The sequence below is a fragment of the Methylobacterium indicum genome, assembly GCF_001043895.1.
Classification (GTDB): Bacteria; Pseudomonadota; Alphaproteobacteria; order Rhizobiales; family Beijerinckiaceae; genus Methylobacterium; species Methylobacterium indicum.
This window is the reverse complement of record NZ_JTHF01000114.1, coordinates 1-13,122: the sequence shown is the minus strand read 5'-3', so window position 1 is coordinate 13,122 and position 13,122 is coordinate 1. Positions and strand designations below refer to the sequence as shown.

The 13,122-nt window shown below is 69.9% G+C and carries 11 protein-coding genes; 4 read left to right on the top strand and 7 right to left on the bottom strand.

The features are described from left to right. Positions 1–81: 81 nt before the first annotated feature. The 3 genes from QR78_RS13960 to thrS all read left to right on the top strand — a co-directional run bounded on the left by QR78_RS13960 (position 82) and on the right by thrS (position 3,022). A complete protein-coding gene (locus tag QR78_RS13960; protein ID WP_048428138.1) occupies positions 82–528 on the top strand; it encodes an iron-sulfur cluster assembly scaffold protein in 447 nt (148 codons plus the stop codon). Next, on the top strand, positions 525–839 hold the full coding sequence (yidD, locus tag QR78_RS13955) for a membrane protein insertion efficiency factor YidD (protein ID WP_048428137.1): 315 nt from the start codon (positions 525–527) through the stop codon (positions 837–839). The genes QR78_RS13960 and yidD overlap by 4 nt, the downstream gene beginning before the upstream one ends. 170 nt (positions 840–1,009) lie before the next feature. Then, a complete protein-coding gene (gene thrS / locus QR78_RS13950; RefSeq protein WP_048428161.1) occupies positions 1,010–3,022 on the top strand; it encodes a threonine--tRNA ligase in 2,013 nt (670 codons plus the stop codon). A 320-nt stretch (positions 3,023–3,342) separates the two neighbouring features. On the opposite strand, the gene QR78_RS13945 is transcribed toward thrS, so the two are convergent. Next, the gene (locus tag QR78_RS13945; protein ID WP_048428136.1) at positions 3,343–4,902 is read right to left on the bottom strand and encodes a DHA2 family efflux MFS transporter permease subunit; all 1,560 of its coding nucleotides are present in this window, start codon (positions 4,900–4,902) and stop codon (positions 3,343–3,345) included. After that, positions 4,899–6,032 (bottom strand): HlyD family secretion protein, encoded by a 1,134-nt coding sequence (locus QR78_RS13940; RefSeq protein WP_048428135.1) that lies wholly within the window; start codon positions 6,030–6,032, stop codon positions 4,899–4,901. Before QR78_RS13940 ends, QR78_RS13945 begins: the two co-directional genes overlap by 4 nt. A gap of 76 nt (positions 6,033–6,108) precedes the next feature. Here QR78_RS13940 and QR78_RS13935 point away from each other — a divergent pair, with 76 nt between their 5' ends. Continuing rightward, complete coding sequence (locus QR78_RS13935) at positions 6,109–6,807, top strand: TetR/AcrR family transcriptional regulator (protein WP_048428134.1); 699 nt, start codon at positions 6,109–6,111, stop codon at positions 6,805–6,807. Here QR78_RS13935 and QR78_RS13930 read toward each other — a convergent pair. The 5 genes from QR78_RS13930 to QR78_RS13910 all read right to left on the bottom strand — a co-directional run bounded on the left by QR78_RS13930 (position 6,782) and on the right by QR78_RS13910 (position 12,991). Next, positions 6,782–8,221, bottom strand: a complete 1,440-nt coding sequence (locus tag QR78_RS13930) for a pilus assembly protein TadG-related protein (protein WP_048428133.1) — start codon at positions 8,219–8,221, stop codon at positions 6,782–6,784. The two genes, QR78_RS13935 and QR78_RS13930, sit on opposite strands and share 26 nt — an antisense overlap. Next, positions 8,215–8,931 (bottom strand): TadE/TadG family type IV pilus assembly protein, encoded by a 717-nt coding sequence (locus QR78_RS13925; protein ID WP_048428132.1) that lies wholly within the window; start codon positions 8,929–8,931, stop codon positions 8,215–8,217. Before QR78_RS13925 ends, QR78_RS13930 begins: the two co-directional genes overlap by 7 nt. After that, positions 8,931–9,479 carry a TadE/TadG family type IV pilus assembly protein gene (locus QR78_RS13920; RefSeq protein WP_048428131.1) on the bottom strand — a complete coding sequence of 183 codons (549 nt, stop codon included), beginning with the start codon at positions 9,477–9,479 and terminating at the stop codon, positions 8,931–8,933. Before QR78_RS13920 ends, QR78_RS13925 begins: the two co-directional genes overlap by 1 nt. Before the next feature lie 178 nt (positions 9,480–9,657). After that, a complete protein-coding gene (locus QR78_RS13915; RefSeq protein WP_048428130.1) occupies positions 9,658–10,578 on the bottom strand; it encodes a hypothetical protein in 921 nt (306 codons plus the stop codon). Then, entirely contained in the window at positions 10,550–12,991 is a 2,442-nt protein-coding gene (locus tag QR78_RS13910) for a glycosyltransferase family protein (protein WP_244278478.1), read from the bottom strand. The genes QR78_RS13915 and QR78_RS13910 overlap by 29 nt, the downstream gene beginning before the upstream one ends. Between the last annotated feature and the right edge of the window lie 131 nt (positions 12,992–13,122).

The following is a 13,122-nucleotide window of genomic DNA, read 5'->3' as shown; positions in this document are numbered from 1 at the left end:
CCCGTCAAGCCAAAGTCGGACCCGTCCGGTCAAGCCCGATTCGTCAGTCCGGTGGCCCCTCTCGCCCAAAGTACGACTGCCATGCTCGACGACATCTACAACGCCCGCATCCTTGCCCTTGCGGCGGACATCCCCCGCCTCGGCCGGTTGCCGGCGCCGGGAGCGAGCGCGTCCAAGCATTCGAAGCTGTGCGGCTCGACCGTGACCGTCGACCTCGCCACCGAGGGCGATACGGTCACCGACTTCGCCCACGACGTGAAGGCCTGCGCGCTCGGCCAGGCCGCCTCCTCGCTGATGGCCCGCCATGCCGTCGGGGCGAGCGCCGACGAGCTGCGCGCGTTGCGCGACACCGTGCGGCGGATGCTCAAGGAGGGCGGCCCGGCGCCCGGGGGCAAGTTCGCCGACTTCGCCGTGCTGGAGCCGGTGCGGGACTTCAAGGCCCGCCACGCCTCGACGCTGCTCACCTTCGACGCCGTGGTCGATGCGCTCGACCAGATCGCCGCCAGGAAAGAGGCGGTGCCGGCATGAGCCCGGCCCGCCGCGCGGCGCATCTCGCCATCCGCGGCTACCAGCTCTCGCTGTCGGGCCTCGTCGGGCGCCAGTGCCGGCACTGGCCGTCCTGCTCGGCCTACACCGACGAGGCGATCCAGCGCCACGGCCTGTGGGCCGGCGGCTGGATGGGGTTCGCCCGGATCTGCCGCTGCGGCCCGCTCGGCACCCACGGCATCGACCTCGTGCCCGAGACGCTCCCGCCCGGAGCCTGGCACCGCCCCTGGGCCTATGCCCGCTGGCGCGGGGTCAACGCCCCGCCGCCGCTCTGCGAGAGCGTCGAGGGCTAACGGTAGCCAGGGGCGCGAAGGCGCGGAACTGTGTCTGACATGTCCCGTCATCGCTGGTATAGGGCGCCGGTCCGGTGCGCGGCCGAATCGAGCCCGCCGGACTTCGTGTCCACCCCCCGGCTTACCTGCACCGTGCGCAGGAGTGAGCCCCGAGGAGTCCTTTGAAGACCATGCCGATCCTGACATTCCCCGATGGCGCCACCCGTTCGTTCGACGGCGCCGTCACCGGCCGCGCCGTCGTCGAGGGCATCGCCAAGTCGCTCGCCAAGCGCACCGTCGCCATGGCCCTCGACGGGACCGTCCGCGACCTCGACGACACGATCGCCCAGGATGCCCGCATCGAGTTCCTCGACCGCACCGACCCGCGGGCGCTCGAGCTGATCCGTCACGATTGCGCCCACGTGCTGGCGGAGGCCGTGCAGTCGCTGTGGCCCGAGACGCAGGTCACGATCGGCCCGGTGATCGAGAACGGCTTCTACTACGACTTCCACCGCGAGACCCCGTTCTCGCCGGACGATTTCCCGGCGATCGAGGCGCGGATGCGCGAGATCATCGCCCGCGACGCTCCCTTCACCAAGGAGGTCTGGGCCCGCGACGACGTGCGCACGCTGTTCGAGCAGAAGGGCGAAAACTTCAAGGTCGAGCTCGTCGACGCGATCCCGCCGGGCGAGGACCTGCGGATCTACCGCCAGGGCGAGTGGTTCGACCTCTGCCGCGGCCCGCACATGACCTCGACCGCCAAGATCGGCGGTGCCTTCAAGCTGATGAAGGTGGCGGGCGCCTATTGGCGCGGCGATTCGACGAAGCCGATGCTGAGCCGGATCTACGGCACGGCCTGGGCGAACCAGGCGGACCTCGATGCCTACCTGAACCGCCTGGCCGAGGCCGAGCGCCGCGACCACCGCAAGCTCGGCCGCGAGATGGACCTCTTCCACTTCCAGGAGGAGGGGCCGGGCGTGGTGTTCTGGCATCCGAAGGGCTGGACGCTGTTCCAGTCGCTGATCGCCTATATGCGCCGGCGCCTGAAGGGCGACTATGCCGAGGTGAACGCGCCGCAGATCCTCGACAAGGCCTTATGGGAGACCTCCGGCCACTGGGACTGGTACCGGGAGAACATGTTCGTCACGAAGACCGAGGACGACCGCGTCTTCGCGATCAAGCCGATGAACTGCCCCGGCCACGTCCAGATCTTCAAGCACGGGCTCAAGTCGTACCGCGACCTGCCGCTGCGCATGGCCGAGTTCGGCGCGGTCTCGCGCTACGAGCCCTCGGGGGCGCTGCACGGGCTGATGCGGGTGCGCGCCTTCACGCAGGACGACGCCCACGTCTTCTGCACCGAGGACCAGCTCGCCGCCGAGTGCCTGAAGATCAACGACCTGATCCTCTCCACCTACGCCGATTTCGGCTTCGACGAGATCGTCGTGAAGCTCTCGACGCGGCCGGAGAAGCGCGTCGGCTCGGACGCCCTGTGGGACCATGCCGAGGAGGTGATGACCCGGGTGCTGGCCCAGATCGAGGAGCAGTCCGGCGGGCGGATCAAGACCGCGATCAACCCGGGGGAGGGCGCCTTCTACGGCCCGAAGTTCGAGTACGTGCTGCGCGACGCCATCGGCCGCGACTGGCAATGCGGCACGACGCAGGTCGACTTCAACCTGCCGGAGCGGTTCGGCGCCTTCTTCGTCGATGCCGACGGGCAGAAGAAGACCCCGGTCATGGTCCACCGGGCGATCTGCGGCTCGATGGAGCGCTTCACCGGCATCCTGATCGAGCATTTCGCCGGCCACTTCCCGCTCTGGCTGGCGCCGCTCCAGGTGGTCGTCGCGACGATCACCGGCGAGGCCGACCCCTATGCTCGCGAGGTGTTGAGGGCGGCGGATGCGGCGGGCCTGCGGGCCGAGGCCGATCTTCGCAACGAGAAGATCAACTACAAGGTCCGCGAGCATTCCCACGCCAAGGTGCCGGTGATGCTGGTCGTCGGCCGCAAGGAGGGCGAGGAGCGCACCGTCTCGATCCGCCGCCTGGGCAGCCCGCAGAGCCGCACCCTGCCGCTCGATCAGGCCCTGGCCGAACTCGTCGCCGAGGCGAGTTTTCCGGATTTGCGCCGGGCGCAGGCCGTAGCCGACAGCGTGCCGAGCGAGGGCGTGGCGCTCGACGGGCAGCACGGGGAAACGCCGGTGCCGTAGCGCGCCCTCGGAACCCTCCCCCCTCTGCGGGCTAGCGGATTCACACTTCTCCTCTGAATGCTAACCCATCGAAAGTAAGCGCGCTTCCCCTCCTCCTTGTGGGGAGGGGCTATGGGGATCGAAGATCCCGCGTGGGGGTGGTGCAGAAGGCACCGCTGAGCCTTATCCGGCACCACCCCCACCTCCGGCTCCTCCCCACAAGGGGGAGGAGAGGCGCGCTACCTTCAAAAGGAGAAGGGCTCAAACCGAGATGTGTGAACATGCTAGCCTCTGCGGGGGAGGGGTCACGCGCACCGGCCGGCGTGTGACCATGATCGGCCTCAATGCGCCTCGACCGGCCCCGATACCTTCGGCGGCTTCTTCAGCACCGCCACCACCGCGAGGCTCAGGACCAGGCTCACCCCGACGAGCCAGAACCCGTCCGCATAGGCCATGACATAGGCCTCGCGCCGCACCTGTTGCGCCAGCATGCCCACCGCCGCCGCCTTGGCGGCGAGCGGATCGGCGATGTGGCCGTGCAGGCCGGCCGCCAGCGTCGCGAGCCGCGCCTGCGTCCGGGTGGCGTTGACGGTGATCGCCTCGGCCAGCACCGAGAAGTGCATGTGCTCGCGCCGGTCGATCATCGTCGACAGCATGGCGATGCCGATCGAGCCGCCGAGGTTGCGCATCATGTTGGAGAGCGCCGAGGCGTCCGCGGTGTCGCGCGGCGCCAGCCCCGCGGTCGAGAGCTGGGACAGCGGGATGGTGAAGAGCGGCTGGCCGATGGCGCGCATCAGCTGCGGCAGGATCAGCTGGTCGGCGCCGACATCGTGGGTGAGACCCACGTTGATCCAGCAGCTCGCGATGAAGAACAAGGTGCCGGTGATGACGAGGAGGCGCGCGTCGACCGCCCGCATGATCAGCGGCATCATCGGGAACAGCACGAGCTGCGGCAGGCCCGACCACATCACCACGTAGCCGATCTGCTGGGCATTGTAGCCCTGGATCTGGGCGCAATAGACCGGGATGATGTAGATCGACCCGAACGAGACCGCGCCCAGCACCGTCATCAGCACGCAGGCGCCGCCGACCGAGCGGTTGGCCAGCACCCTGAGGTTGATGAAGGGCCGCGCGGCGGTCAGTTCGCGGATGATGAAGCCGGAGATGCCGAGAACCGCCAGCAGGCTCGCCTTGACGATGATGGGCGAGCCGAACCAGTCCTTGCGCTGGCCTTCCTCCAGCACGAAGGTCAGGGCGGGCAGCCCGGTCGCCATCAGGCCGATGCCGATCCAGTCGCCCTTCAAGAGCTCGCCCCAACGCGCCGGCACCGATTCGAAGGCGCCGAGCTGGATCGCGGCGGCGAGCGGCCCGAAGATCAGGTTCAGGTAGAAGATGTAGTGCCAGGACAGGTTGTCGGTGAGCCAGCCGCCGACCGTCGGGCCGATGGCCGGCGCGAAGGTGGCGGTGAGGCCGAACAGTGCGATGCCGACCGGCTGCTGGCTCTTCGGCAGGCGGGTGCGCACGATGACGATCGCGGTCGGGATCAGCACCCCGCCGGTGAAGCCCTGGCCGGCGCGAAAAAAAATCATCTGGCTCAACGACGTCGAGAGCGCGCAGGCGAGCGAGAAGCCGGTGAACAGGATGGTGTTGACCGCGAGGTAGCGGCGCAGGCCGATCACCGAGGAGAGCCAGCCGGTGAGCGGGATCACGATGATCTCGGCCATCAGGTAGGCGGTCGAGATCCAGCTGCCCTCCTCCGTCGAGGCGCCGAGCGCGCCCTGGATGTCGGAGAGCGAGGCGTTGGTGATCTGGATGTCGAGGATCGCCGTGAAGGCGCCGAGGATCGCCCCGAACACCGCGAGCCAGTCGCGCCCGCTGGCCTTGACCGCGGGGGCGCTCATCGCGGCAGCGCCTCGCTGACGAGCGCGGCGGCCGGGCGGTCCGCCGGGGCGGGCTCGACCCGGCCGTGGGTGTGCACGGTCGCCTCGACCGAGAGGCCCGGGCGCAGGCGGGGCAGCAGGGGATCATCGGCGTTGAGCGCAATGCGCACGGGCACGCGCTGCACCACCTTGGTGAAGTTGCCGGTGGCGTTCTCCGGGGGCAGCAGGGCGAATTGCGCGCCGGTGCCGGGCGAGAAACTCTCGATCCGGCCGCCGAATTCGTGCTCGCCCAGCGCATCGACCGTGAAGGTAACCGGCTGGCCCTCGATCATGTGGCCGGTCTGGGTCTCCTTGAAGTTCGCCACCAGGTAGATGTCGCGGCCCATCGGCACCACGGTGAGGAGCCCGGTGCCGGCCGAGACGAACTGCCCGACCCGTAGCGAGCGGTCGCCGACCGTGCCGTCGATCGGGGCGGTCACGGTCGTGTAGCTGAGGTTGAGCCGGGCCTGCTCGACCTTGGCCTGCGCGCCCTCCAGGGTGGCGCGGGCGCTGGCCTCCAGGGCGCGCAGGCTCTCGACCTGCTTCTTCGAGGCTTGCAGCGAGGCCACCGCCTTGTCGCGCGCCGCCCGCTTCTGGCGCAGGTCCGCATCGGCCTGCTGCTGGCGCTGCATCGTGCCGGAACCGGTCTGGAGCAGGTTCTTGTAGCGGTCGTACTCCTTGGTCGAGAAATCGAGCCCGGCCTCGGTGTTCTCGATCTCGGCCTTGGCGGATTCGACCTGGGCCTGGGCCTGGGTGATCGCCGCCGCGGTCCCGAGGATCTGGGCCCGGGCCTTCTCGACCTCGGCCTCGGACTGCTTCAACGCCACCCGGTACTCGCGGTCGTCGAGGCGGGCCAGGATCGCGCCGGCCTTCACCGCCTGGTTGTCGCCGACGAGCACCGCGGCGACGGTGCCGGCGATGCGGGGCGCGACCGTGACCTTGTCGGCCTGGAGGTAGGCGTCCTCCGTCGTCTCGAGGAAGCGCCCGACCGTCCACCAGTGCCAGCCATAGCTGCCGCCGCCGCCCAGGGCCGCGAGCAGGGCGAGGCCGAGGACGAGCCGTCCTCTGCGCCGCTTGGAGGGCGTCGGGGAAGGCGCAGGATCGTGCTGCATGACGGCTGGCCGTTAATGAAACGATACGGTATCGTTGTGATAGGCCGGTCTCGGCGATCGAGCAAGGAGACGACCCATGAATCCCGCGACGCTCGCCGATGCGAGGGATGCAGGTCGGCGCGGCGGTGGGCGCCCGACCCGCGAGGAGGCGGCGCGCCGCGACGCGCGGCTCGTCGCCGTCGCGACGCAGCTATTCATGGAGCAGGGCTTCGACGCGACCTCGATCGACGCGGTCGCGCAGGCGGCGGGCGTGAGCAAGCCGACGCTCTACGCCCGCTACCGCGACAAGCGTGCCTTGTTCGCGGCGGTGCTGGAGGAGCGGATCCGGGACTGGCTGGCCCCGCTCTCCGCGGCGGCAGAGGCGCAAGGGGCGCAGGGCGCGTCCCGGCCGGCCGGGGAGGTCCTGGACGAACTGAGCCGGGTCCTGCTCGCCCGGGCCCAGGCGCCGGGAGCGGCCGCGCTCAACCGCTGCATCGTCGCGCAGGCGCTGCACTTCCCCGACCTCGCGCGGCTCGCCTACGAGGAGGGCTGGCTGCGCGGCGTGCGGGCGGTGGCGCGCCTGCTCGCGGTCCTGGCCGAGCAGGGCCAGATCGCCGTCGAGGATCCGGAGATCGCCGCCGACCTCTTCCTCAACCTGGTGCTCGGCAAGGCCTCGCGGCAGGCGCTCTATGGCATCGCCATCGACCCGGAGGCGCAGGAGGCGCGCCGCCGGGCGGCAGTGGCGTTGTTCCTCGCGGGCATGCGGCCCGTCACTGCGTCAGGCGGGCGACCTTGAGCGCCTGGTCGAACATCGCCTTGAGGGCGGCGGTGATGTCGTCGGGAGAATTGGCGGTCCTGAAGTAGTTCGTCCCAGAGGCACAGGCCTGGAGCGGTGCCGCCAGCGTCGGGCTGAAGCCGTTGACCCGGTTGTTCTCCCAGGCGATGCCGCCGCCCTTGTCGGTGAACGAGATCTGGTTGTACGGAATGTAGAGGACCGAGATCGTCGCCCCGGCGGCCTTCAGGGCATCGCAGTTCTTCGCGTCGATCTGCGACGGCTGCGAGCCGTCCCAATTGGCATTGCCCCAGCCCGTGAACTTCGACGGGTTGCCCGGATAGGCGTATTGCGTGCCCGGCTTGACGAAGAAGTGCTGGCCGTTCTGCATGCCGTCGGTGACGAGGAAGACGAACGGCTTGCGGCTCGTGCTCGTCGATCCGTCGCCGTAGCCGTTCTGGCCGACGATCGCCTTCATCTGCGGGAAGGCGACCTCGAAATGCGTGCCGCCCGAGCCGACGCCGGTGGTCGGGTCGCCGGGGCTGTTGAGCTGGGTCGCGCCGGTATCGAGGAGGTTGGTGAAGGCGAGCGGCCAGGAATTGGCGCACTGGGCGGACGTCTTCAGCGCGTTCACGTCGCCAGTGATGCCGGCCAGGGTCGCGAGCTGGTTGATGAACGGGTAAATGCCGATCCGGTACTGGTTCGGCACCACCGGGAAGGTGGCCCGCTGCAGGAGCGCGCAGACCGCGTTGTTCACCGCATCGGAGCGCAGCTGGATCTTGCCCGCCGCCAGGCCCCAGCCCTTGTAGCCGGGGAAATGACAGGCGAACTGGCAGCCCTGCTTGTAGTCGCTGTACATGTCGTCGTTGTCTTTGGCGAGCTGCGTCATGCCGCTCGCCGTCGTGGGCAGGCCCATCGATCCCGACACGTCGACCATCAGGTAGAAATCGAAATAGCTCGGCAGGTCGACCGAGGCGGTCACCGTGTTGCCCACCGTCGTGGTCGGTACCAGGAAGAGCTTCGAGAAGCTGTTCTGGATCGTTGCCGTGTAGGTGATCTTGGCGGTGATGGTCTGGCCAACGATCTGGACATCCGGCGTCTGCAGGTTTGCACTGCCGAGGGGCACGTTGCCGACGTTGATGTTGAAGCTGTTGACCGCCTGGGTCCGACCCGCTGCCTTGGCGGCGTCGAGCACGCCGCTCTGCGACGAGTTGGCGGCGATGTAGGTCTTGGCGGTCACGATCGCGGCGAGGGCGGCGGCATCGGCCGCCCGGTCGAGCCGCGAGCGGTTCGTCACCGCGACGCCGTAATCGACCCCGAGCCCGATCAGGCCGACCATCGGGATCAGGCTGAGCCCGAACAGCATGTTGATGCCGCCGTTGCGGCAGCGGCGGAACGATGCCGCCGCGGCGGCGAACCGGGATGCGGAGGTCAGCATTTCGAGGCGATTCCGTCGTTGTTGGTGGTGTCGAAATCGACGAGCGTCGCGTAGCGCGGCTGGATGTAGGCCGTGCGGGCGATCCGCAGCGAGGGCAGGTAATTGGCGCCGAAGGTCGGCGTGAAGGTGAAGGCCACGTCGATCACCACCGCCGCCGCGGGCCCGAACAGGGAGCGCGGCAGGGCGGTGCGGCTCGGGGGGGCGGTGTTCGACGCCGCGATCTGCGGCGTGCCGCAAGGCCGGTAGGCGACCCCGGTCGCGGGCTGGGTCGTGCCCGTGCTGGTCCAGACCACGTCGGCGCGGTAGCAGGCCGACAGGTCGCTCGAATCCGTGCAGGTCGTCGCCGTCTGGGTGAACTTGATGCTGGCGTAGTTGATCGTGATGACCTGCCACCACGCCTGGCCCCGGCGTCGTCCCTCGGCCATCAGATACGGGAACAGCACCAGCGAGGAATCGTAGCTGAAATGCAGGTCGCCCGCGTTGACCATCGCGACGGTCGATCCGTTCGGCGGCTGGGTCTGGGAGATCATCTGGCTGATCGAGCGGACCACCAGCTCGACCTTGCGCACGGCGTTGATGTACGACACGACCTGGATGCCGCCGAGCATGATCACCAGGATGACCGGCATGATCAGCGCCAGCTCGACGGCCGCGAGGCCGTCCTCGGCGGCTCGGAAGCGCCGGATGCGGGACATGGGACCGGGCCGCATCAGAAGCTCTCGACGCGGAAGGCGGCCGTCGAGATGATCAGGTAGGCCGGCTTGCCGTTGTACTTCGTCGAGCCGTCGAGCCAGGCGGTCATGAACGACGGCAGGAAGGTCACCGGGTAGATGACCTGCAGGTACTGGTAGTCGCCCTGGCTGCCGAGGGTGAACTGGCCGCTTCCCGGCGTCAGCGCCGGCAACGTCAGGCCGCTCTGGTCGGACTTGACGTAGGCGTAGTAGCCCGGCGCCGTCGCTTTCGGCACGACGTAGAGGTTCACGATCACGTCGCTGCAGGACATCGCGGCGGGGAGCTTGCCGCACAGGGACTGGGTGAAGTCCGCCAGGGTGGGCGGCGTCGTCTGCGTCTGCGCCTTGCCGACGATCACCTGCCGGGACGCCTGCTCGGTGGCGAAGTCGAGCTTCTGGCCGAAGTACAGGATCTCCGCCACGATCATCGTGAACAGGATCACGGACAGGAACATCATGCCGACCAGGGCGAACTCGACCGCGGTCGACCCCCTCTCGTCACGGATGATGCCAAGCGCGCGTTGCATGGCCGGACCGTAGGGTCAGGCCGTTAAAGGCGGGATAACCGGCCCGTCTAAACACGGGGGTTCCCCCGCCGCATTGCCGGTGCGACGGAGGCGCATCTCGTTCGGCTTAACCGTTAGTGCGCCGAGCGGCCTAAGTCCTGCGCCGGCGAGGGAACCGTCTTCGCGCGGCCGTCCCGGGTCAGGGGTCCTTGGCGATCGCCTCGATGTCGCGGTCGACGCCGCTCTCGACCTTGAAGTCCTGGGTGTAGACCTTGCCGTCGTGCCGGGCGATGAGCTGGTACTCACCCTCGGCCAGCGTCACCTGCGGGAAGGCGCCGATCGCCTCGCGGATCGTATCACCGCCCGGCGTCAGAACGCTGAAGGCGGTACCCGCGAAGGCCTCGGTGCCCGGGGCGGCGACGAGCTTCAGGGTCACGGTGGCGGCGCGATGGTTGAGGGTCGCGTCGGTGAGCCGGCCGTTCTCGACCTTCAGGTCGGCGCGCTGGATCGCGTTCGAATCGCCCCAGGTCGAGACGACGTGATAGGTGCCCTCGGGCAGGCGCACGATCTCGCCGGCCTTGACGCCGTCGCGCACGAGCCGCCCCTCCGGGTTGTTGCCGATCGGCACGAAGACCGCGAAGGCGAGCTGGCCCGGCTGGATCTTCGCCTCGCCGACCGCACCCGAGAGGCGCAGTGCGCCGGCATTGACGGTGAGCTGGTCGCTCGCCGCCCCCGAATTCAGGGTCACGCGCTTCGAGGTGCTGACGAAACCGTAGGTGACGTTGGCGAGGTAGCTGCCGGGCGGCAGCCGGAAGGTCGGCTGCGCCTCCTCGGAGCGGGCGAGCACCACGGGCTTGCCGCCCTCCGGCCGGTCCTCGTAGATGCGCCAGGTCAGGCCGCCGCGCAGGGGCTTGGCCTCGCTGGTCAGCACCGCCCGCAAGGACAGGCTGGCCTCGGCGGGCGCCGGGGCCGGGGGCGGCCCCTGCGTCACGCCCTGGGGAGCCACGCCGGGCGGCAGCGCGGGCGCCGGGGGTACGGCCGGGCTTTGGGCCGCGGCGGCACCGCCCCAGAGGACGGCCAGCGCCAGGGCCTCACCGAACCGCCGTCTCGCCCGTCTCATCGTCGTTCCTCGTCAGGAGCTCGCTCGCCGCCGCCATCAGGTTGCCGACCGAGAGCGGGCGGAACTTGAACTCGACCACGTGCTTGCCCGCCGGCACCTCCACCCCGCGGAAGAGCAGGTTGGTGCGCAGGATCGGGCGGCGGGCACCGTCGACCCGGGCCTGCCAGCCCGGATAGAAGATGTCGTGCAGCACCAGCACGCTGTCGCGGTCGGTCTCGACCTCCACGGTGACGACATTGCGGCGATAGGCCAGGATCGTCGCCGTACCCTTGGCCGCGACGACCGGCGCCGCCGGGTCCTTGAGGCCGAACTCGCCCGTGATCTTCGGCACGCTGTCGCGGTCGACGAGGGCGGTCTCGCTGCCCTCGAACTCGGGCAGCTCGTCCTGGTCGAGGACGCTCTCGGAATCGACCGGGACGAGGCGGGTCGCCAGGTAGGCCCGGGGCTTGGCCGGATCGAGGCGGTAGATCCACATCTGGCCCGAGCCGTAGAGGAGCTTGGCGCCGGTCAGCTGCGGGAAGTGCTTCGGCAGGCGGTCGGCCGGCCGGTCGAGGACGAGGTATTCGAGCCCGAGCAGGCTCGCGAGCCGCGAGCGGTAGCCGCGAAAGAGGCCCGGGAACTGGCGCAGGTTCGGGTCGGCGGCGTTCTCGCCCGGGCCGACGGCGCGCTCGTAATCGGCGAGGCGCAGCGGGTTGTAGCCGATCGTGTCCTCGAGCCCGAGCACCATCGAGGCGTTCTGCCAGGCGCCGCCGAGGCCCAGGATCTCGACCCGCGGATGCTCGCCCTTGGCGTGGCGCGCGTCGAGCTCGGCCTTGAGAAGCGTCAGCCCCTGGAGCTGCTCGGGCGGCAATTGCTGGAACACCGCGTAGCGCCCCGCCGGCTCGGCGTTGAGCGAGTTGCCGGCGTTGCGCCAGACGAGCTCGGCGCCGAGCAGCGCGACGAGGCCGGCGGCGGCGAGCGCCCGGCGGCGTGGGCCCGCCCACAGCATCGCCGCCACGGCGGCCAGCGCGATCCCGGTGCCGATCAGGCCGTCGCGCAGCGCGTCGGGCAGATGGTGGGCCTTCGCCGCATAGGCGTAGGACACGAACAGGATGCCGCCGACGGCCGCCACCGCCAGCGCCGGCCGGGCGACACGGAGCGCGAGAAGGCCGGTCCGCAGCCGGGGCGCGCCTTCCACGACGTAGCGGTGGACGAGGTATCCGGCGGTGAGCGCGAGCCCGATATTGACGACGAAGGTCGCGTCCGCGGGCCGGCGGTAGAGATCGACGCCGGGGAAGTGGTCGAAGATCGGCGCGAAGACCGGGGTGTAGCGCCCGAGCGCGTACAGGATCGCGGCCGCGAGCACGATGACCGGATAGCGGACCTCGCGGGCGGCGAGGCGACCGCCGGCGATGCCGTGCCACAGGATCAGCAGGGCCGGCAGGGTGCCGGCGAAGAGGTAGTTCACCGCCCGGTCGGTCCAGGTGTTGCCGTCCATCGACTGCCAGTCGGGACCCCAGTAATCGTAGGTCCAGCGCAGGGAGCCGAACACGTCGGCGAAGAGCGCGGTGGCGAAGCTCGACGGCGGCAGCGAGCCCATGATGGCCGCGCCGTAGCCGAAGGACGGCCGGGTCGAGGTCATCAGGAACTGCATGGTGAGGAGCGAGGGCACGGCGAGGAGCGCGCCCCCGATCACGCCCATCGCGGCGAGCACCCCGATCCGGGCGCGCAGGTAGGATAGCGGCGCCGGTGCCGTGAGGATCGCATGGACCGCGACGCCGATCAGGCTCAGGCCGCACAGGAACGCCACCTGGTCGCGCCCCACGGTCATCACGGCGGCCACCACCGCGAAGGCGAGGCCGAACGCGTAGGAGCGGCGCGCCAGCGCCTCCTCCAGCAGCCACCAGGCCAGGGGCACGAAGCCGTACGAGATGATCATGCCGGTATGCTGCAGCCGGGCCGAGGCCGAGCCGCCGAGCACGAACACCATCGCGGCCGCCACCGCGCCGACCGGGTGCCAGCCGCGGCGGCGAAAGAGCAGCAGCGTCGCGACCGCGCCGGGGATCAGGTGGGCGAACACCACCGCGTCGAACAGCTCCATCGACGGGGAGGGGTCGAGCCACGCGAAGAACAGCATGGTCGGGGTGAAGAGGAGCGATTGCGGATCCGCCACCGAGGGGTGGCCGGCGAAGTGGTAGGGGTTCCAGAGCGGCAGTTCGCCGTTCGCCAGCGCCGCGCCGAGGTAGCGCAGCATCGGGTAGAAGTGGTTCTTGGAATCCCACGGCACCACCGCGCCGGTGAGAGGCCAGACCGCGGCCGCCGCGGCCCAGAACAGCAGGACGGCGGCGAGCGCCAGCCAGAAGTCCCGGGCGGTCCAGGCGTGGCGCGGATGGGGGGAAGGGAGGGCGGAGCGCGTCATGGGGGCGATCGGCATGGGGGCAGTCGGCATCCTGGGCACCGGAGGGGCCCGGGGCGTCGCGGGACGGCCCGGCCGTGCGGCCGGGGCGGAATGGTGCTTAAAGGGAGCATCGGGGCGCCAGGATGGCAGCCTGTCCTCCACCGTCC

Excerpts from the sequence above, each read along its gene's own strand:
- QR78_RS13960 (WP_048428138.1), top strand. The coding sequence starts at position 82 with ATGCTCGACGACATCTACAACGCCCGCATCCTTGCCCTTGCGGCGGAC.
- yidD (WP_048428137.1), top strand. The coding sequence starts at position 525 with ATGAGCCCGGCCCGCCGCGCGGCGCATCTCGCCATCCGCGGCTACCAG.
- thrS (WP_048428161.1), top strand. The coding sequence starts at position 1,010 with ATGCCGATCCTGACATTCCCCGATGGCGCCACCCGTTCGTTCGACGGC.
- QR78_RS13945 (WP_048428136.1), bottom strand. The coding sequence starts at position 4,902 with ATGAGCGCCCCCGCGGTCAAGGCCAGCGGGCGCGACTGGCTCGCGGTG.
- QR78_RS13940 (WP_048428135.1), bottom strand. The coding sequence starts at position 6,032 with ATGCAGCACGATCCTGCGCCTTCCCCGACGCCCTCCAAGCGGCGCAGA.
- QR78_RS13935 (WP_048428134.1), top strand. The coding sequence starts at position 6,109 with ATGAATCCCGCGACGCTCGCCGATGCGAGGGATGCAGGTCGGCGCGGC.
- QR78_RS13930 (WP_048428133.1), bottom strand. The coding sequence starts at position 8,221 with ATGCTGACCTCCGCATCCCGGTTCGCCGCCGCGGCGGCATCGTTCCGC.
- QR78_RS13925 (WP_048428132.1), bottom strand. The coding sequence starts at position 8,931 with ATGCGGCCCGGTCCCATGTCCCGCATCCGGCGCTTCCGAGCCGCCGAG.
- QR78_RS13920 (WP_048428131.1), bottom strand. The coding sequence starts at position 9,479 with ATGCAACGCGCGCTTGGCATCATCCGTGACGAGAGGGGGTCGACCGCG.
- QR78_RS13915 (WP_048428130.1), bottom strand. The coding sequence starts at position 10,578 with ATGAGACGGGCGAGACGGCGGTTCGGTGAGGCCCTGGCGCTGGCCGTC.
- QR78_RS13910 (WP_244278478.1), bottom strand. The coding sequence starts at position 12,991 with ATGCCGATCGCCCCCATGACGCGCTCCGCCCTCCCTTCCCCCCATCCG.